We start from the raw sequence: 19,438 nt of genomic DNA on the forward strand, positions 1-19,438 counted from the left end.
GGGCCGGCGATCGAGAGTGCGATAACTACGTTCGCAGCGTGGGCATGGCAGTCACCATCGCCCAGCGGATGATCTTTAGGGACGGCTCGGCGTATGCCTAGCGGACTTGATATTTGACGGACTCGTCAGTCTGGGTTGTGCATGAGTTGCGCCAATTGGGCGCGGGAGGTGATGCCGAGTTTGGTGAAGGCGTTGTGCAGATGTGTTTTCACGGTGTGGGGGGAGAGGTGTAGTTGCTGTGCGACGTCGCGGTTGGTCGCGCCGTCGGCGATCAGCTGGACAACGGTGAGTTCCGAAGCGGTGAGGCTGTCCCAGCCTTTGGTCGCCCGCGGCCGTGTCACGATCCGTCGTTCCACGCCCAGTCGGCGCAGCGTGCGCCCGACTCGGCGGGCATCGGCGATCGCCCCGCACTCGATGTAGGTGTCGAATGCCGCATTGAGTTGGTCAAGTGCCTCAGCGTCGCGCTGTGCGCGGCTCAGCTCACCGCCGGCGTCCTCGGCGGCACTGGCGAAAAGAAGTGGCCGCGAAGACGAGCGAAGCGACTCCGCGGCCGCTACCAAGGCCTGGGCATCGTGTTCGAGGATTCCGCGGGCATAGCCGGCTACCGCCGCGAACAGCGGCACCGTGGGCCGATCACGTTCAAGCACCTCAGTGGCTTGCAGGACACGTGCGCGCAAACCGGCATCACCCGCGGCCGCGGCTACCTGCGCGCCCAAGATCAGCCGGGCTAACGCATGAGGGAAAAATGGTGTCGCCAACAGGATGACGTCGCCGAGCCAGCGCATCGCATCATGAATGTCGTCACGCTGCCATGCCGCCCTCGCGAGTACGTACGCCGACCCACGACGGATGCCGGCGGAGCCAGTGGAGTGGGCTGCGCGCGCGTCGTTGACCATCTGCTGTAACAAATTTCGGTCATCGGTGTGCGCTGCCACCTCGGCGAGGATGACCATGCGAAGGACGTCATGCTCGGTTGCCCCCGTCTGCTGCGGCGGAGGAAGCGATTCGGTTGCACCGCGAGCGGCCGACAGCCGTCCCGCCGCGAGGTCGACAAGCCCACTGAAGACGGCCCACAGCGCCAGGGCCATAGCGTTGCCTTCTTTGCGGGCTTGCTCTATGCCGTCGGTGACCCGGGCCGTCGCGTCCTCCAACCGGCCGACCACTGCCAGCAGGTTCGCGTTGTACATTCCGGCGTAGGCATGCGCCAACGCGGTTTCATTGGTGTGTGCGAGTGGGGCAAGCTCTTCGAAACGGTGTAGCGCGCGGGCGGTGTACCCCTCACCGGCGTCGAGCAACGCGTGGGTGACGCCGGCCATGATCTTGGCCTCGAGATCGCCGGTGACTACCGCGGCCGCGGCGGCCTCGTCGGCGGCCGCGCGCCGTTGCCCGCCTTCGTCGAACACCAGGTTGTACGCCAGCCACGCCAGGTGCCGCGACCGGGTGACTTCGCTGATGCCACTCAATTCGAGCGCCCGCCGATTTTCCGCCACGCGCCGCTGATCGGTGTGCTTGGTGTGCACCGGGAGCCGCAGTCGGATCTCGGCCTCTACTTCAGGCGACGCCGCCTCCGCCAGCGCCACGTCGGCCAAAACTTCGGCCTCGCCGTAGCGGCTGGCCCGGTTCAGCCACCCGACCGTTTCCGCGACCAGTAAGCCGTGCTCGGCGTCGTCGGCGGGCAATAGCTGCAACGCGCGCTTGCTCAAGTCCGCGGCCGCGCTGGCATCGCCGCGGCCCACCGCCTGCGCGGCTTCGCGCAGTGCGTCGATCGCTTCCCTATCTCCGGGCTCGGCGCTTCGTGCCAGCTGGGTGGCCACCTCGGCAGGGGCCGCGCCCATGCCCAGCATCACCGACGCCGACTGTCGCTCCATCGCCCGCCGCAGCGACTGCGGCAACGACTGCCGGGTCGCCTCACGCAGTAGGTCATGCCGAAACCGAAGCTGCTCACCGTCTTCGATGAAAAGATCCGCTCGTACCGCATCTTCGAGTGCCGACAGCAACGATGTCGGCGAGCGCTCCAGCATCGCCGCCAATAGCCCGGCCGAGAACCGGTCCGGCAGCACTGCCGCCACCCGTACGACCTCCGATGCCGCATCGGAGAGCAGGTCGAGCCGTTGCTGCATGGTTGCGCCCAGACGTCGTGGCAGCCCCTCTCCGGTGACGATCGCACGGCCGCCGGACAGATTGAGTCGGCCCTCCTCACCGAGTCCGCCGACGAGTTCGCTGACCAGAAAGGGATTCCCGTGCGCTTTAGCGGCCAGATTCAGCAGCGACACATCGGCTTTCGCCCGCACCGCGTCTTGCACCATGTCGGCGACGGCGTCCGGTGCCATGGCCGTCAATCGCACGAATGTGGCGTTCGCGCGCTGCAGCACCGACAACGTCTCGTGCACCGCGGGCCCGCCAGCACCGGTCCGCGCGGTCAACACCCACAGCACCGCCACATCCGGGCGGCCTGCGGTGAGTGACCGCAGCGCCAACGCGGTGCCGTTGTCGGCCCAGTGGATGTCCTCCAGCACAATCGCCAGTGGGGTTTCCGCGGCCGCCGCATGGATCGCCTCGTGCAGGTCGTGCACCACCCAGTAGGTCAGATCCGCCGAGCCGCCCAACCGGCGCAGCGCTTCGGCGTCGCCGACCGGAGGATCGGCGTGCAGGGTCGCCATGAACAGCGAGAAGAAGGGCACTGTTTGCTGATACTCGAAGGCCTCCCCGAACAGGGTGCGTACCCCGCACTTGTCGGCCAGCGCCAACACCTCGGTGAGCAACCGACTTTTGCCGATGCCGGGCGGGCCCTCGATCACCAGCACGCCCCCGCGCCCCTGAGCCGCCGCGGCAACCGATGCGCTGATCACGTTCAGCTCGGCTGCCCGCCCTCGAATCGGCGGAGTGATCAGACGCTCGCCGCCCACATCAAATAGGCCTGTTGGAGGCCGCATCCGGGTGTCCTGTCTACCGTTTACCGGACATCAGTGCCGCTATTCTAGGGCAGCGCCTCACTCGATTTGCTGCATCAATCCGCACCGCGCATGAGCTGGGCCAATTGGGCGCGGGAGGTGATGCCGAGTTTGGTGAAGGCGTTGTGCAGATGTGTTTTCACGGTGTGGGGGGAGAGGTGTAGTTGCTGTGCGACGTCGCGGTTGGTCGCGCCGTCGGCGATCAGCTGGACGACGGTGAGCTCGGAAGCCGTGAGGCTGTCCCAGCCCGTTTTTGCCCGCGGGTGTGTGACGATGCGCCGTTCCACGCCTAGTCGGCGCAGCATGCGGCCGGCCCGGCGGGCATCGGCGACGGCCTCGCACTCGGCGTAGGTGTCGAAGGCGGCGTTGAGTTGCCCGACCGCCTGCTCTACCCGGTCGGTGCGTGCGAATTCAACGCCGGCGTCCTCGGCGGCGCTTGCATAAAGGAGGGGTCGCTGGGTCGCGCGAAGCGCGCTCGCCGCGGCTGCCAGTGCCGCGCCGTCACGCTCGAGGATCCCGCGGGCATATCCGGCGACCGCGGCGAACAGCGGCACCGGTGGCCGCTCCTGCTCCAGCGCCTCGGCGGCTTGTAGGACACGTGCACGTAGGCCGGCGTCACCGGCGGTCGCCGCAACCCGGGCACCCAGGACCACTAGATCAAAGACCTCCGGCGTGAGTGGTGTCCCGAGTAGGGTGACGCCGCCGAGCCAGCGCATCGCATCGTGGACGTCGTCACGCTGCCACGCGGCCAATGCGAGTACTTGCGCCGCCGCCCGACGCACTGCAGAGGCTCCGGTTGGATAGGCGTTGCGGGCGTCATTGATCATCTGCTGCAACAAGTTTCGGTCATCGGTATGCACCGCCACTTCGGCCAGCACCGCCATCCGGATCATGTCCAGGTCGGTTGTTCCTGTCCGCTGTGTTTGCAATCGCGACTCGACCGCACGAGCGGCGGACAACCGGCCCGCGGCGAGATGGACCCACGCGTCGATGTCGGCCCAGATGTCAAGGGCCATCGCGTTGCGTTCCCGCCGGGCCTGCTGTGTTCCGTCGGCGATGTGGGCGGCCGCGTCGTCCAACCGGCCGATGACTGCCAGCATGTTTGCGTGGTGCGCGGCGAGCAGGTCATGGGCCGGTGTCGCATCACTTGCGCGCGCGAGTACGCCTGCCTGCTCGAGGCGGAGTAGGGCGCGGCCCGCATACCCCGCCGCGCAGTCCAGACAAGCGAGGGTGACCTCGGCAACGATCTTGGACTCGAGATCACCGCTGGCTGCCGCAGCTGCGGCGGCCTCGTCGGCCACGCGGTGAAGTTGGCCGCCGTGTTGGTCGTAGAGCAGGTTGTATGCCAGCAAGGCCAGGTGCCGCGACCGGGTGACGTCGCTGATGCCGGCCAGCTGAAGCGCTCGCCGATTCTCCGCCACCCGCCGCTGGACGCTGTACATATTGATCGTCGGCAGCCGAAGGCGGATTTCGGCCTCCTCCTCGGCCGACGCCGCCGCCGACAGCGCCGCGACGGCCAGTTCCTGGGCCTCGCGGTAGCGGCTGGCCCGGTTGAGTAACTCCACCGTCTCGGCAGCCAGCGGTCCGCGCTCATCGTCATCAACGGGCAACAGCTCCAAGGCGCGCTTGCACAGGTCCGCGGCCGCGCCGGCATCGCCGCGGCTTAACGACTGAGCGGCCTGCCGCAGCACACGGACGGCTTCCTGGTCTCCCGGCTCGGCGCTCCGCGCCAGCTGGGTGGCCACCTCGGCGGGGGCCGCACCCATGCCCAGCATGATGGTTGCCGATTGCCGCTCCATCGCCCGCCGCAGCGACTGCGGCAACGAATGCCGGGTCGCCTCACGCAGCAGATCGTGACGAAACTTCAGCCGCTCGCCATCTTCTGCCAGCAGGTCCGCGCGCACCGCCTCCTCGAGCGCCGACAGCAACGACGCCGGCTGGCGGTCCAACATCGTGGCCAGCAACCCGGCCGAAAAGCGGTCCGGCAGCACTGCCGCCACCCGTACGACCTCCGATGCCGCATCGGAGAGCAGGTCGAGCCGTTGCTGCATGGTTGCGCCCAGACGTCGTGGCAACCCGTCTCCGGTGGCCATCGCACGGCCGCCGGCGAGGTTGAGGCGATCCTCCTCGTCCAGCCCTCGCAGCAGCTCCGTCAGCAGGAACGGGTTGCCGTGCGCTTTAGCGGCCAGATTCAGCAACGTCACATCGGCTTTCGCCCGCACGGCGTCTTGCACCATGTCGGCGACCGCATCGGCCGCGATGGCCGTCAATCGCACGAATGTGGCGTTCGCGCGCTGCAGCACCGACAACGTCTCGTGCACCGCCGGCCCGCCAGCGCCGGTGCGCGCGGTCAACACCCACAACACCGGGGCTGCGGGCCGCGCCGTGGCCAGCGATCGCAAGGCCAGCAGAGTGGCGTCGTCGGCCCAGTGCATGTCCTCGAGGAGGATCGCCAATGGTTGTTGGGATGCGGCCGCGCGGATGGCGGCCTGCAGATCGCGCACCACCCAGTAACGCAGATCGGCCGAGGTTCCCACGCGGCGCAACGCTTCGGCATCACCAACCGGGGGATCGGCCCGCAGGGTCGCCATGAACAGCGAGAAGAACGGCACCGTCCGCTGATACTCGAACGCCTCGCCGAACAAGGTACGCACCCCGCACTTGTCGGCCAGCGCCACCACCTCGGTCAACAATCGACTCTTCCCAATGCCGGGCGGGCCCTCGATGACCAGTGCGCCGCCGCGCCCCTGTGCGAGTGCGGTGACCAGTGCGCCGATCACTTTTAGCTCGTGGGCCCGTCCGCGAATCGGTGGTATGCGCATCTGCCCCGAAGCTCATGGGGACCGTCGGCTCTGAGCCCGCGGTGCCGACGAGGCCTCGTGACGGACCCGGCGCATCGGGGCGTCCGGCGGTATCGGGTTTATCCGTGGCAACATACGTGGCAAAATTCGCTGGCTTGACGCTCTTCGGAGTTTACTCTCAGATTGCGCGGCGGCGCTAACCCGATGCCTGGTCGGCAGCCCAACGGGGCCCCGCCGACCTCACGCTGACGTCGGCCGATCGGGACTCGAGAGCCGAGTTCAGCAAACGGTACCTCCATTGAGGCCGGCCGTGGACGTGTGACTTAACCACGTCGCGCATTGCCCGTCGGCCAGCAATTTGCCATGCGCGCGCTTGTGGTCGCCGAGGTCGTCACGCCAGCCGAGGCTGTCCACCTTGCCGAGGTGATTTCCGGCGTTGGGGGCATCGGCAAAAATCTGCTTCGCAGGCGCGGATAACCGCGAGTCGTCGTTTGCCGATCCGCAAGAGATGCCGGCATCGTTCGGCGAACCACCCGGGTGAATGTGTTCGCTGGGTGATGACCACTCATCCCCCATTTGTAGATCGTGGCCTAACCCATCGCGCGTGGACGGTGAATGGAGCTGACCGTTTCCCTGATCTGCCTCCGTGGCCGCATGAGCGACAACGGACCCGCGGCAACGGTGGACGAGCTGGCCTCGGGGCGAGCGCAGTGATGACCGCAGAAGGCCGTCACGACGAGCGGGAGACACCAAAATGAAGCATCGCCAAGGTCAACGAGTCGAATACGAGGCGGGTACTACGCGAACACCAAGTCTGCTGCAGCGAATGTGGGGCGCTGCCGCATTCGCCCGGCGTTGGGTGCACCGGAAGGGCGTTGCCCGAATCCCCACGGCTCCGGCGATCGAGGACCAACTTCGTGCGCTGCGACCCGTCTGCAGTGCCCAACGGGTGTCGACCGGCACCGCATGCGGGGAGCCGGCGGTGGCGATGGCAGAAATACACGCCATCGACGGATGTGACCAGATGGGGCTGAGCCCAGACGGCGACCTCATCGAGACGCTGTGTCGCGCCTGCCTGGCGACGGTGCGTTGGGCGGTGGCGAGCTACGTGGCGGACAAACGAGAGGGGGCGCTGCGGTGCGGCACTCACCCGATGTGCGCCACCTGCGGGCGTCCCACTGGATACTTGCGCGGCGTGTTCTCGGTGCGCCCACTTGCGAATGAACGCCCGGGATTGTGACGGCGCGCCGATGGTCCCCGAGCCACCCGCTCGCCGCGCCAGATCGGGCGGTGCATCCGCGACGCCACCGGATGGGGACCGGCGAGCGGTTCAGTCGTTGCCATCACGAGCCAACCGCACCCGTGATGCGGCCTTGATAGGCCCCAATGATGCGGCCGCGCTCACCCGGGTGAGTTTGCTCTGCGGGTGATGCCTACTCACCCCGCGTCGGTGAACGCTAATCAGCAGCTGGCGAGCGGAGGGTCGAGTGGAGCCGACGAATTACCGGATCTGCATCCGAGGCCGCGTGACCGAGCGGATCGGGTCCGCATTGGAAGGAATGCGCCTTGAGGCCGGTACGACCGAAACGGGGTTCACTGGTGAAATCCGCGATCAGTCACAGCTTTACGGACTTCTCGACCGCGTCCGTGACCTGGGCCTCGAGCTCGTCAGCGTAGCGCCGCAGCCCGAGGCTGACCCACCGGCGACAACCCCCAGCAGGAAGGACCTGTAATGCAAGCCATCACTGTTTCCGATCGTGACGCCGGTGTCGCCGGCCTGACGTTGACGGACCTGCCCTACCCACAGCCGGCCGACAACGAGGTCGTGGTGCGGGTGCATGCCGCCGGTTTCACACGTGGCGAGCTTGACTGGCCGCACACCTGGATCGACCGGGCCGGCCGTGACCGGACGCCGAGCGTGCCAGGCCACGAGCTATCGGGTGTCGTGGTTGAGTTGGGTTACGGCACTACCCTTTTGACCATCGGTCAGCGGGTGTTCGGGCTCGTTGACTGGGCCCGCAATGGTTCCCTTGCGGAGTACACCGCGATGGAAGCCCGCAATCTCGCGCCGCTGCCGATGGACATCGACCACACAGTCGCCGCGGCGCTGCCGATTTCCGGGTTGGCTGCCTGGCAGGGCCTGTTCGAACACGGCCGCCTCGCCGCCGGACAAACCGTGCTGATCCACGGCGCCGTGGGCGGGGTCGGGTCAATCGCGGTACAGCTCGCTCGCGAGGTCGGTGCGCGCGTCATCGGTACCGGCCGAACCGCAGACCGGGACCGGGCCGTGGAGCTCGGCGTCCACACCTTCCTCGACTTGGATCGCGAACAGCTCGAAACGGCAGGCGAAGTCGATGTGGTGTTCGACGTGATCGGGGGAGATATCCTGGCCCGCTCGGCGGAACTGGTCCGGGCCGGCGGAACGCTGGTCACCATCGCCGAGCCGCCGAAGACCCTGCCTCGCGATGGGCGGGCAATCTTCTTCCTAGTCGAAACTGACCGCGCGCAGCTCGCCGAGCTCGCCGCGCGGGTCCGCGATGGCCGCCTCACACCGGTGGTCGGTGCCGTGCTGCCACTCGCCGAAGCTGCCAATGCATTCGCACCCGGCAAGCGCATCCCCGGCAAGACGATCCTGCGCGTGGCCGCAGACTGAAAACGTCTCCCGTAAGGCTGCCAACACATGTTCCTGAAAATGCCACTCGCTGCGCTGAGCGTTGCCGTGATGCTGGCGCCACCGGCCCGCGGCGAGCCGACGCCGCAGAATTCGGGTCAAAACCCGGTTGTCCGAACTGTTTTCAATCAGCCGAGTAATGTTCCGGGCAAGTCGCTGGAAGCGGTGACGGTCCACTATCCGCCCGGAGCCAAGAGCCAATCTCACCACCACGCGGCATCGGCATTCATCATGGCGTATGTGATCTCCGGCGCGATCCGCAGCCAACTCGAAGGTGAGCCCGCCCGCGTCTATCACGCCGGTGAGACCTGGAGTGAAGCCCCTGGCGCGCACCACACGGTGAGTGAAAATGCCAGCGTCACTGAGCCGGCCGAACTACTCGCGGTATTCCTGATCGATACCGGAGACGGCCCGCTCACCATGGACGACTGACAAAAAGATCCCGGCATCGAGGGTGTGCAGAATTCGCACCCTCGATCGTCGAGTCCTTCACGAGAACCATTTTTGGGAGGAGTCCATGCGAACGCCCGCCTTAGTCGGGATTGTCCGGCTAGCGCTGCGAATATCGCTCGCGGCGGCCTTTCTGTCCGCCGTCGCCGACCGGTTTGGCGGCTGGGAGCCATTCGGGCAGGGCAGCTGGGGGAGCATGGGTGCCTTCGCCGACTATGCCCATCAGCTCGTTCCGTGTGCCTCGGGTTGGCTGTTGACCGTCGTTGTGTGGGGCGCCACCGTCGCCGAAGTGACGCTGGCCGTGTTGCTCTTGGCCGGCTGGTGGCCACAACTGGTCGGCGCGGCAACGTGTTTAGTGCTCGTGGTCTTCGGGACCGCCATGGCTGTATCGCTCGGAATCGAATCGCCCCTCAGCTACAGCGTCTTCTCCGCGGCGAGCGCAGCCGCGGCCTACGCAGTGCTTGACACGACGTCGGCCCAGCCGAGTACGGATTTGACGCACCGCCGCGGCCTCATCCGGACGGGGCATGCCGAACGGCCGCGGGTGGGTTGATGGCACCGCTGCCGGTCGGGATCGCCGATCGTGTTGTCACCGTCATGGTGTTCGCCGACCCCGCCGACCCAAGCGGCGGGTCGCTCGTCGGAAGCGATGGTCAATGAAAGCCAGCAGACACTTCGATGTGGTTGTGGTGGGTGCCGGGGTGGGGGGCGTGGCGGCCGTGCGCAAGCTTGCGGCGACAGGCCTCGCGGTAGCGCTCGTCGAGAATCGTCTACTCGGTGGGGAGTGCCATTACTTTGGCTGCAACCCGAGTAAAACCTTGCTCCGGCCGATCGAGGTCTTCAACCTCGCGAGGTCGGTTCCGGGTGTGCGGCAGACGCTTTCGGATCAGCGACCAGACGTTGCCGCCGTGTTGGCCAAGCGCGACTCCATCATCGAGCATCTCTCGGATGAAGACCGATTGGCCTCGTTGCGGCAGGCCGGTGTAGCAGTGTTTCGTGGGTTCGGTCGGTTAAGCGGCCAGCGCAGGGTGCTGGTCACGCACCCCGACAGCACCGAAGTCGTCTTGCAGGCACGCCACGCGGTCGTGATGGCTACCGGTACCCGTCCTTACGTGCCGGAGGTCCCTGGGTTGGCGGATGCCCGCCCGTGGACCAATCGAGACTTGACGACCATGACCCGAGTTCCGCGTCGCGCCGTGGTGGTGGGTGCTGGTCCGGTCAGCGTCGAGTTCGCGACGATCCTAGCCGGTTTGGGCTCGGCGGTAACACTTCTGGTGCGCGGGAGCACTCTGCTTCGCAACTGCGAACCCGAAGTCGGCGAGCTGGTTGCGCAGTCATTGCGAAGCAAGGGTGTCATGATTCACTTCCACACGGAGTTGTCGGCGGTGGACAGGCCGGTGGCGGGCGGCCCGGTCAGCGCAACTTTTCAGGATCAGACCATCGAGGTAGACGAGATCGTCCTGGCCGCCGGGCGGCTGATCAACACCGACAACCTTGGACTGGGAACCGTTGGCCTGGCTGACGGCGAGCCCATTTCCGTGAACGACCACCTGCAGGCGGTCGGCGTCACGGGCCGCTGGCTCTACGCGCTGGGCGACACCACAGGGCGTGCTCGGCTATCGCACATCTCGACCTACCACGGGCGTCTCGTGGCCGAGATCATCGCGGCCCGCACCGCCGGGCGAGAACTAAGAGAAGACGAGCTGGCGGCCCGCGACGCCGGCAACGTGGCGCAGGTGATCTTCACCGAGCCGCAAGTAGTCAGGGTGGGGCGCACGGAAAGTCAGGCTCGCGCGGAAGGTTTCGCGGTGCGAACGCGAACCGCCCACTACCCGGGCGCACTGTCATTCCTGGCCTTGTACCGGGACGGCTTCGACGGATGGGCGAAGTTGGTCATCGACGCCGACAACAACAGGCTGCTCGGAGCGACATTTGTCGGGCCGGAGTTCTCCGAACTGGCACAAGCCGCCACCCTGGCGATCCTCGCGAAGGTTCCCACCACTTTGCTGCGCCATGCTGTCGCGCCGCACCCCACCGTCAACCAGGTGTGGGATCCGCTACTTGCCGAAGAATCCGAGCTGGCCCGATAACCATGCTGGTAGCGGGGATTCGAAGGTTGGGCGGCGAGGTGGAGATGATCGAGGTGAACGAGCCCCGACCGCTGGCGCCCGACGAGGTCCTCATCGACATGCGCAGTGCTGGGATTGGCAATTGGGACAACATCATTCGTACCGGGGGTTGGGATGTTGGCTTACGGCCACCGCTGGCGCTCGGGGTCGAGGTTGCCGGGATCATCGAAGCCGTCGGCGCCGAAGCGAGCGGATTTACGGTGGGCGATGAGGTGCTGTGCCACCCGGTGCCGGTGCGCTACCAAGGCAGCTGGGCACCACTTGTTATCGCCCCAGTGGAGTCGCTCGCGCACAAACCGGCCGCGATTTCCTGGGCGACTGCAGCCGCCTTTCCGGTACCGGCGTTGACCGCCGAGCAGGTGATCGATGCACTGCTGGCCCGGCACGGTGGACAGACGCTGCTGGTTCACGGTGCGGGCGGCATTACCGGCGGGCTCATTGTGCAGCTGGCCGTCCTGCGCGGTGTCGATGTGCTCGCCACCGCTGGCCCCCGAAACGCAAACCGAGTCCGCGGGTATGGCGCCCGCGATGTGCTCGACTACCACGACCCATTGTGGCCGCAACGCGCAAAGTCATTGGCAAAGAGATCTATTGACGCCGTCGCCAACGCCGCTCCTGGCGGCGCCGCTGTGGCGATGACCGTGCTCGCCGATGGTGGTCGGCTGGCGACCATCACCCCCGACCCGCCGGCACCCACGCGCGGCATCAACGTCACCGCGGTGTACGTCCGATCCGACGGCGCGCAACTCGCCCGTCTGACCGCGCTGCTGGATTCCCGGCGGTTGAGCATGCCGCCCCCGCGTTCCTGCGGGCTGAATCGGGCGGGCCAGGCCCTCGCCCAAGTGGTCGCAGGCCGCGCGCCGAGCGGAATCGTCGTCAAGAATTGACGTGTTCGGCGATCGCTTTGTGGCCACCCCGCCGGTGCGACGCGACAGAGATCAGCAGTGAGCTGGTCGCTCACCAGCGGTCGTGATGCAACACGTCGTCGAGCGGAAGCCGCTTGGCGCGGCGAAATGTCGTGCCGGTGTAGTAGGCCGTTGGGATGGTAGTGGCGTGATAGATGTTGTCCGGCAAGGCAAGTATCGCCCGCATCTCCTCGTCGGCCAGCACGGTCACCCCGGTCCAGGTGGTGCCCAAGCCCCGCGACCGCGCGGCGAGCATGTAATTCCACGCGGCCGGCATGATCGAAGCCCAATACTTATTCGAGTTCTCACCCGTCAGCGTGACGTCCCCGTCGATGAGCTCGACGCATGGGATCACCAAGACGGGGACTTCCCCGATGTGCTCAGCAAGATAGGACGCACTGTCGGACACCTTGCGCTGCTGGCGATTGCGCACCGGGTCATGCCTGAACCGGTTGGCGACCGCGAAAGGAGACGTGACGATGACGTCCCAGGTGCGGCGGTACACCTCGGCGATCGCGCGACGCTGCGCGGTGTCGGTGACCACGATGAAGCCCCAGTTCTGCAGGTTGGACGACGTCGGCGCCTGCACCGCGATCTCCAGGCATTCGCGGATCAGGCCCGGCGGAACAGGTTTGGTCAGATCGAGACGTTTGCGCACCGAACGCGTGGTGGTCAGCAGCGCGTCGACGGACAGATCGATGACCGGGTAGTCGCTCATGCCGGTAAGACAGCGACCACTTCGACTTCTACGCCAATGTTGGGCCATACCAACCCATCGATGATGGCGAGCATGGCTGCGGGCTGGTGGCGGATGATGTCTTTGCTTACTGCCATATAGGCGGCGACATTGTCGCGGCTGGTGAGCCATTGGCGCATGTAGACGATGTCGGTTAGCTTCGCGCCGGCCTTGCGGAGGGCTGCTTCGACGTTGGCCCAGCACTGCCGGGCTTGCTCAGCGAAGTCCTCGGGTACGGTGCCGTCTTCGCGCAGCCCGGGCGTTCCGGAGACGAAAATCTGTGTGCCGCCCGTGGATATGGCAATAGCATCGGCGTATGTGGGCGCGATGTGGGCGCCCACTCCGGTGTAAATCCTGTTGGTGGTGGTGGTCATCTCGATACTCCTTGGTGGTGTCAGTTAAAGGGTGTTGAGCGTTTTGAGGTCATCGTCGCTGAGTGAAACCGTTGCTGCAGCGATGTTTTCGTCGAGGTGCTGTATCGAGGAAGTGCCGGGGATAGGCAGCATGATCGGTGAGCGCGCGAGCAGCCAGGCGAGTGCCAACTGGGATGGGCTGGCCTGGTGCGCGGCCGCGATCTTGCGCAACGGTCCGTCGGGGGCGGCCAGCGGACCGGCGCCCAGCGGAAACCACGGAATGAACGCAATACCGCGCTGGGTGCAGGCGTCCACGAGCGGCTCGGCGTCGCGTGCCATGAGGTTGTACATGTTTTGCACGGAGGCGATCGGGGTGATCGTCAACGCTGCCTCGAGCTGATCGACGCTGACCTCGGACAGGCCGATCAGTCTGATCTTGCCCTCGGCCTTCAAGTCGGCGAGCTCACCAACTTGGTCGGCCAGGGGATAGTCGGGATCGATGCGGTGTAGCTGAAGCAGCTGGATGCAGTCAACGTTCAGCCTGCGCAGGCTCATTTCGACCTGGTGGCGCAGAAACTCGGGTTTGCCCAGTGCCGTCCAGGATGCGGGTGACGGTGTGTTCGTCGCGTCGGGGCGGGTCCGCAGGCATCCGGCCTTGGTGGCCACAACGAGGTGGATGGGGTAGGGGTGCAGGGCTGTGCGAATCAAGTCCTCGGCGATGAACGGGCCGTAGGAGTCCGCGGTGTCAATAAACGTGACCCCTAGGTCGACCGCGCGGCGCAGCACCGCCACCGCCTGTTGATGGTCGCGGGGCGGACCCCAATTGCCCGGCCCAGTGAGCCGCATCGTCCCGAAGCCCAGGCGGTTGACGGCGAAGCGGCCGCCGAGTTCCAGGCTGCCTGCGGCTGCCGCGGTCGGGTGATCAGTTCGCATCCAGCGACCTCTTCCCTGTCTCGTGAATCCGCCCCGTGTCGTTGCCGTCGGCGCCGGGGTGAGAACGCGAATCGATTGGCTCGCCATCAAATCGGTTCGCCGGGAAACTTCAGGTCGAAGCGCCTGCAGAGTGCGGGGACACTGTCGATGTCCATCTCCAGGTCGTAGCGCGCACAGAGTTCGTCCAAGTCCTCTTTCGGTATTCTGTCCACGCCGCCGAGGCCGGAAAGCTCGTCGAAGAATTGCTCAAATCCGGCAGGCGAGATGATTTCCAGGATGCGCGCGGGCCCGTCGCCCGCGTTCCAGAACGTGTGCCATTGGCCCCGTGGCTTGAAAATGAAGTCGCCAGGCCCGCCGTAGAGCACCTCGTCACCAAGTAAGGCGCCTACGCGGCCCTCGATGATCCAGCTGTATTCATCTTCCTGGTGATGGCGGTGCAGAGGCGCGGCGAGCGCTCGGGGTGACATCGGGTGCTCGAGGACTGAGAAGCGGCCTTCCGCCTGAACCTTGTCGACGATGTGCCGGACACCGACGGTCCCGAGGAACACCGACTTGCCTTCGGTGCGGCCGACAGATGCGGCCGGCGGGCCACCTGGCCTGAAGATGTCGTCTGTCATTTAATGGCCCCTTTCAACTTTCGTTCATTTCAACGGATCGTCGGTTTAATCCGACGTACGTCCGATTGTCTGTCGTGCCAATAGTTTTCGGCCCGCTCCCGGTGGGCCCTCCGGGCTAGTTTCGGCCAGCCATGAAGCCGCCGTCGACGTTGAGAATCGCGCCGGTGACCCAGCTTGCCCGGTCGGAGAGCAGATAGCTGATCGCGTTGGCGATATCTGTTGGGGTGCCGACGCGCCCCAGTGGATGAAGCGGAGCGAAACTGTCTAGCGTGGCATCGATTTCGTCCTTCGGGACCCATCGCTCAAGGGCAGGGGTTTTGACCGCCGCGGGTGCGATCGCGTTGACGCGGATGTTGTGCCCGGCAAGCTCGATAGCCAAGTTGTGGGTGAGCGCATGTAGCCCTGCTTTCTGCATCGAGTGACCCGTCGATGGGGTACGGCCGATGGCCTGATGTGCCCACATGCTGCCGATGTTGACGATGGACCCGCCCGCTCCGCGAGAGATCATCCCGGCGACGACGGTCTGCGTCAGGAAGAACAAGGCGTAGTTGAGTTCCATGAACGAGTCGTAGAACTGCTGGTCGTACTCCAGAAATGGCCTGGGCGTGAAGATTCCGGCCGCGTTAACCAACAGTGTCGCGTCGCTGTGCTGGTCGGAAAGCGCGCGCCGCACGTCGGCGATGGCGGCGCGATCCGTCAATTCAGCGGCGATGCCCCAGGCTTGGCCCGACCGTCTGGTCAGCTCGGCGACGGTGTCGTCGACGCGCTCTTTCGAGCGCCCGATGATCACCGCGCTGCCGCCGTGCGCAACGACGTCGGCTGCGGCCTGCCGGCCGATGCCGGCGCTGCCGCCGACAACAATGACCTTCTTGGCCTCAAAGTGCATTCGGGTCCCTTTCTGGTTCTCCCGACGGCTTCGAGCGGACCGCCGTTTTTCGTATCGACAACACATGACTCCCTTAGCTGAATGTCCTGCCCAAGGGGTGACAATTGCGGCCGGCGCGGGTGGTACTGACACTGCGGCCACACGGGGTGAGCTGTCATCACCCCGATCGCCGATTCACCCGGGTGAGTGGTACGCCGCGGGGTGGATCCGCCCGCTAAGTCACCCCGCAGCTAACGATCATCGGGCGTACCCTGACCCCTATGGTTAAGACCAAAACCAAGATCAGGACCTGCATCCACTGCGGCCACACATTCGATGTGCACGATCGGCGGCGTGCCGTGTCCGATCCGGAGTGGCTTCCGGTTGCATCGGTCTACTGTTCGCATGAGTGCAGCGACCAGTTCCATTGTGCGATGGGGCATTGCTGCTCGGCCCACGCGAAGGACAAGGCTCGGCGCGAGGCCGCGAAGGCACCCAAGCGCCCAACGTAGGCCGCATCGCCGACGGACTTCTTCTCGAGCCGTGCCACCCGGTGTTCGGCCCGCACCAGCGGTCGTGTGCGGTGAGCGGGAAGCGCACGTTCCTTCCATGGTCAGAAGGGAACAGCAAGCGCGGTTTCCCAGTTCATTTCACGCACGTTTCTGGCCAATCCGCGCACTGTTCGGGGGTGCTAGGTCTGCTGATCCAGGGGGGCCGGGTGCCGCGGCTGGTACAGGAGTGCTCGAACCAGCGGGCGCGGTCCCACGGACCGAAGCATCTGGCTGGCCGGGCGGACCCGTACCCGCTTGGGCCACCAGAACCAGCGTCCCATCACCGTCATGATCGACGGCGTGATGAGCGATCGCACGACGAAGGTGTCGAACATCAGCCCGAGCCCGATCGTCGTGCCGAACTGACCGATCGCGCGGAGGTCGCTGGTGATCATCGTGGCCATGGTGACGGCGAATACCAGACCTGCCGCGGTCACCACCGGGCCGGTGAGGCCCATTCCGCGGATGAGTCCCGTTTTCAGACCGGCGCCGAGCTCCTCCTCGATTCGGGACACCAACATCAAGTTGTAGTCCGAACCCACCGCCAAAAGGACGATAAGGGCGAATTCCGTTGCCACCCAGTGCAATTGGAAGTTAAGCAGATGCTGCCAGATAAGTGTCGAGAACCCGAAGGCCGCCCCCAGCGACATCACGATCGTGCCGACGATGACGCCCGCAGCGACCAACGCGCGGGTGACGATCACCATGATGATGAAGATGAGCACGATCGAGGCAACCGCGGCGATCAACAGGTCGTACTTGGCGCCGTTGGCGATGTCGTAGAACGTCGCGGCCGTGCCCCCGAGGTAGATGTCGGCGTTTTGCAGCGAGGTGAGTTTCAATGCCTCCTTGGCCGCGTTGCGCTCCTTGTCGACGGACGCAATTCCCTCCGTCGTCGCCGGATCCACCGAGTGGGTGATGATGAAGCGCGCGGCCTTGCCGTCCGGCGACACCATCAAGCTCAACCCCAGTTGAAAGTCCGGGTTTTGGAAGATTTCGGGCGGCAAATAGAACACGCTCTCGATCTGAGAGTCGTTGAAGGATTTGCCCATCACAGCGTTCGTGTCGGTCAGCCGGTCGAACTGATCGACGAGGTTGTCGAACGTGCTGTAGATGTTCAGCGTCGTGTCGCGGATCGCCTTTGTGACAGCGATATTCTCGGGGATGATCGCCAGCAATTCGCGTGTCGCAGTGGCCGTGTTATTGAGGTCGCTGGTGAGAGCGTGAAACTTTTCGGCCAGTTGATCGAAACCGTCGAGCGCGTCGAACAGGCTTCGTAGCGACCAGCAGATCGGGATGTCGTAGCAGTGCTTCTCCCAGTAGAAGTAACTGCGAATCGGTCTCCAGAAGTCGTCGAAATCCGCTATGTGGTCCCGGATTTCGTCCGTGATGGCCGCTGTCTCGCCAGTGGTTTTCGAGCTGTCGTCCGCGGCATCCGCGAGCTTCTGGGTTATCGCGTACTGGCGTTCCAAGAGCGTGATCTGAGTGTCGAGGAAACCGGTGATCTTTTTGATGTCGGCGACACGGTCCTTAAGGTAGTTCAGGTTGCTGCGGATCGGCGCGGTTTGCACACTGAGCTGGAACGGAACGGATCCATCTTGAATCGGCGGTCCAAGAGGTCTGGTGATGCTCTGCACCCGTTCGATGCCGGGCACCCGGAAGATGGCTCCGGCGATCTTGTCCAGTACCAGCATGTCGGTCGGATTGCGCAGATCATGGTCCGACTCGATCATCAGCAGGTCCGGGTTCAGCCGAGCCTGTGTGAAGTGTTTATCGGCCGCGTCGTACGCCTGGACTGAGGCCGCGCTCTTCGGTAGGTAGTACAGGTCGTTGTAGCGCGGGTTGAAGCCCGACAATCCCAGAGCGCCGACGATCGCCAGGATGACGGAGGTAGCGAGGATGGGTGCCGGCCACCGCACGATGGCCGTCGCCAGGCGGCGCCACCGGGTGTAGTTGAACTTTCGCTTCGGGTCGAACAGCCCAAAGCCGCTCGCGAACGCGATCAGCGCCGGCGTCAGGGTCACTCCGGCGGCCACCACAACCAGCAGACCGATGGCGCACGGAAACGCCAGCGAACTGAAGTAGGGCAGCCGCGTGAAATGCAGACAGGCCAACGCCCCGACGATCGTCAAACCCGAACCAAGGACCACCTTGGAGACGCCGGCGAAGGTGTCGTAGTAAGCAGCCTCACGGTCTAGTCCCCGCTCGCGACCCTCCTGATAGCGGCCCACCATGAAGATGGCGTAGTCGGTCCCGGCCGCGATGGCCAGTGCCGTGAGCAGGTTGACGGCAAAGGTCGACAGTCCCATGATGCCGGTGCTTCCCAGCAGCGCCACGACGCCGCGGCCGGTGGCCAGCCCGACGAACAGGATGACCATCGTCAGCAGCACGGTGCCGACGGACCGATAGACGAACGCCAGCATGATCGCGATGATGATGATGGTGATGATCGTCATCTTGAACAGGCTTTCATTGCCCACCACGATCGTGTCGTCGGTCAGGGCTCCCTGACCAGCGACGTAGGCCTTCACCCCTGGCGGCGGCTGCGAGTCCGCGACGATCTGGCGAACGGAGTCAACGGACTTGTCCCCGACGGCGCCGCCCTGGTCACCGCGCAGGTTGACCTGGACGTAGGCCGACTTGTGGTCATAGCTCTCGACACCCGACGCGGTAAATCGCTGACCCCAGAAGTCGAGCGCATGCTCGACGTGCTTGGTGTCCTGCTTCAGCTTCTTGACCAGCTCGTCGTAATACCGGTGAGCGTCTGGGCCGAGGGGCTTATCACCGACCAGGGTCACCAGCACAAGGTTGTCGGAGTCGTACTCCTTGAACTTCTCCCCGATGTGCTTCATCCCGGTCACCGAAGGCGCGTCGGACGGCGACAGGGGCACCGAAACGTCCTCGGCGACCGCCTCCAGCTGGGGGACGAAGATGTTCACGCCCACGGCGACTAGCAGCCAGATCACGACGATCGGCAGTGCCAGCACGCGGATGCCGCGAGCAATCCGCGGTTTGCGCTCGACTTCGGTGCGCCGAGGGACAGGGATTTCGTCGGTGTCGCTCGTATTGTCGGTCACGCGGACTTGTCCAAGCAGGAGACCTGGGCGTTGCGTCCGTTCGACTGTTGTTGATCGACAAGCTTGCCGTCAACGGTGATTCGGCATCCGATGGAGGGGGCGTCGCCCTGTGCGACGACATAGGCGAAGATGCCCGGCATTTCCGCGACTATCGTCTGCGACCACGGCAAGGTGCTGAAGTTGGCTTTCTGCGGTTGGGCGTCGGCATCCATCCAGTTGACGACGCCCGTAGTCCCGGCCGGTCCCAGGATTTCGTAGACGGCGGTCTTAGCCGCATAAGGCGGCGTCGCATCCCGGCGGTCGGGCTTGGGCAAGCCGGCGCCCGGGAAGACGCCATGCAGCCGGTCCACGGCAACACCGCCGATGATCAGCGCCACGGCTACCACCAGTGGCACCCAT

The 19,438-nt window shown here is 65.3% G+C and carries 16 protein-coding genes; 6 read left to right on the top strand and 10 right to left on the bottom strand.

Annotated elements, in window-relative coordinates; all coding sequences use genetic code 11:
* Window positions 1-125: 125 nt before the first annotated feature.
* The 3 genes from G6N33_RS16665 to G6N33_RS16675 all read right to left on the bottom strand — a co-directional run bounded on the left by G6N33_RS16665 (window position 126) and on the right by G6N33_RS16675 (window position 6,328).
* Complete coding sequence (locus tag G6N33_RS16665) at window positions 126-2,933, bottom strand: helix-turn-helix transcriptional regulator (RefSeq protein ID WP_044508239.1); 2,808 nt, start codon at window positions 2,931-2,933, stop codon at window positions 126-128.
* Between the two features lie 74 nt (window positions 2,934-3,007).
* A complete protein-coding gene (locus G6N33_RS16670) occupies window positions 3,008-5,773 on the bottom strand; it encodes a helix-turn-helix transcriptional regulator (RefSeq protein WP_101528092.1) in 2,766 nt (921 codons plus the stop codon).
* A gap of 258 nt (window positions 5,774-6,031) precedes the next feature.
* Window positions 6,032-6,328 carry a hypothetical protein gene (locus tag G6N33_RS16675; protein ID WP_044508233.1) on the bottom strand — a complete coding sequence of 99 codons (297 nt, stop codon included), beginning with the start codon at window positions 6,326-6,328 and terminating at the stop codon, window positions 6,032-6,034.
* Between the two features lie 178 nt (window positions 6,329-6,506).
* Between G6N33_RS16675 and G6N33_RS16680 the strand changes: the two genes are divergently transcribed.
* The 6 genes from G6N33_RS16680 (at window position 6,507) to G6N33_RS16705 (ending at window position 11,889) form a co-directional block, all read left to right on the top strand.
* A complete protein-coding gene (locus G6N33_RS16680) occupies window positions 6,507-6,992 on the top strand; it encodes a hypothetical protein (RefSeq protein WP_044508231.1) in 486 nt (161 codons plus the stop codon).
* Between the two features lie 492 nt (window positions 6,993-7,484).
* Window positions 7,485-8,405 (top strand): NADP-dependent oxidoreductase, encoded by a 921-nt coding sequence (locus tag G6N33_RS16685; RefSeq protein WP_044508228.1) that lies wholly within the window; start codon window positions 7,485-7,487, stop codon window positions 8,403-8,405.
* Window positions 8,406-8,432: 27 nt separating this feature from the next.
* The gene (locus tag G6N33_RS16690) at window positions 8,433-8,855 is read left to right on the top strand and encodes a cupin domain-containing protein (protein ID WP_044508227.1); all 423 of its coding nucleotides are present in this window, start codon (window positions 8,433-8,435) and stop codon (window positions 8,853-8,855) included.
* Window positions 8,856-8,940: 85 nt separating this feature from the next.
* Window positions 8,941-9,426, top strand: a complete 486-nt coding sequence (locus tag G6N33_RS16695; protein WP_044508225.1) for a hypothetical protein — start codon at window positions 8,941-8,943, stop codon at window positions 9,424-9,426.
* Window positions 9,427-9,529: 103 nt separating this feature from the next.
* Window positions 9,530-10,963, top strand: coding sequence for a dihydrolipoyl dehydrogenase family protein (locus tag G6N33_RS16700; protein ID WP_044508223.1), 1,434 nt, complete (start codon window positions 9,530-9,532; stop codon window positions 10,961-10,963).
* 2 nt (window positions 10,964-10,965) lie between these two features.
* Window positions 10,966-11,889, top strand: a complete 924-nt coding sequence (locus G6N33_RS16705; RefSeq protein ID WP_232069435.1) for an NADP-dependent oxidoreductase — start codon at window positions 10,966-10,968, stop codon at window positions 11,887-11,889.
* Window positions 11,890-11,959: 70 nt separating this feature from the next.
* Here the strand turns inward: G6N33_RS16705 and G6N33_RS16710 are convergent, their stop codons facing one another.
* The 7 genes from G6N33_RS16710 to G6N33_RS16740 all read right to left on the bottom strand — a co-directional run bounded on the left by G6N33_RS16710 (window position 11,960) and on the right by G6N33_RS16740 (window position 19,416).
* The gene (locus G6N33_RS16710; protein WP_044508221.1) at window positions 11,960-12,625 is read right to left on the bottom strand and encodes a nitroreductase family protein; all 666 of its coding nucleotides are present in this window, start codon (window positions 12,623-12,625) and stop codon (window positions 11,960-11,962) included.
* Complete coding sequence (locus tag G6N33_RS16715) at window positions 12,622-13,017, bottom strand: Rid family hydrolase (RefSeq protein WP_044508219.1); 396 nt, start codon at window positions 13,015-13,017, stop codon at window positions 12,622-12,624. Before G6N33_RS16715 ends, G6N33_RS16710 begins: the two co-directional genes overlap by 4 nt.
* Window positions 13,018-13,041: 24 nt before the next feature.
* Entirely contained in the window at window positions 13,042-13,929 is an 888-nt protein-coding gene (locus G6N33_RS16720) for an aldo/keto reductase (RefSeq protein ID WP_044508216.1), read from the bottom strand.
* Window positions 13,930-14,015: 86 nt separating this feature from the next.
* Window positions 14,016-14,546, bottom strand: a complete 531-nt coding sequence (locus G6N33_RS16725; RefSeq protein WP_231382483.1) for a cupin domain-containing protein — start codon at window positions 14,544-14,546, stop codon at window positions 14,016-14,018.
* 115 nt (window positions 14,547-14,661) lie between these two features.
* Window positions 14,662-15,432: an SDR family NAD(P)-dependent oxidoreductase gene (locus G6N33_RS16730; protein WP_044508214.1), complete on the bottom strand. Its 771-nt coding sequence runs from the start codon at window positions 15,430-15,432 to the stop codon at window positions 14,662-14,664.
* 670 nt (window positions 15,433-16,102) lie between these two features.
* Complete coding sequence (locus G6N33_RS16735) at window positions 16,103-19,039, bottom strand: MMPL/RND family transporter (RefSeq protein ID WP_044508213.1); 2,937 nt, start codon at window positions 19,037-19,039, stop codon at window positions 16,103-16,105.
* Window positions 19,036-19,416: an MmpS family transport accessory protein gene (locus tag G6N33_RS16740; RefSeq protein ID WP_231382482.1), complete on the bottom strand. Its 381-nt coding sequence runs from the start codon at window positions 19,414-19,416 to the stop codon at window positions 19,036-19,038. The genes G6N33_RS16735 and G6N33_RS16740 overlap by 4 nt, the downstream gene beginning before the upstream one ends.
* Between the last annotated feature and the right edge of the window lie 22 nt (window positions 19,417-19,438).

It is taken from the genome of Mycobacterium simiae (genome assembly GCF_010727605.1).
In the GTDB taxonomy this organism is placed as follows: domain Bacteria; phylum Actinomycetota; class Actinomycetes; order Mycobacteriales; family Mycobacteriaceae; genus Mycobacterium; species Mycobacterium simiae.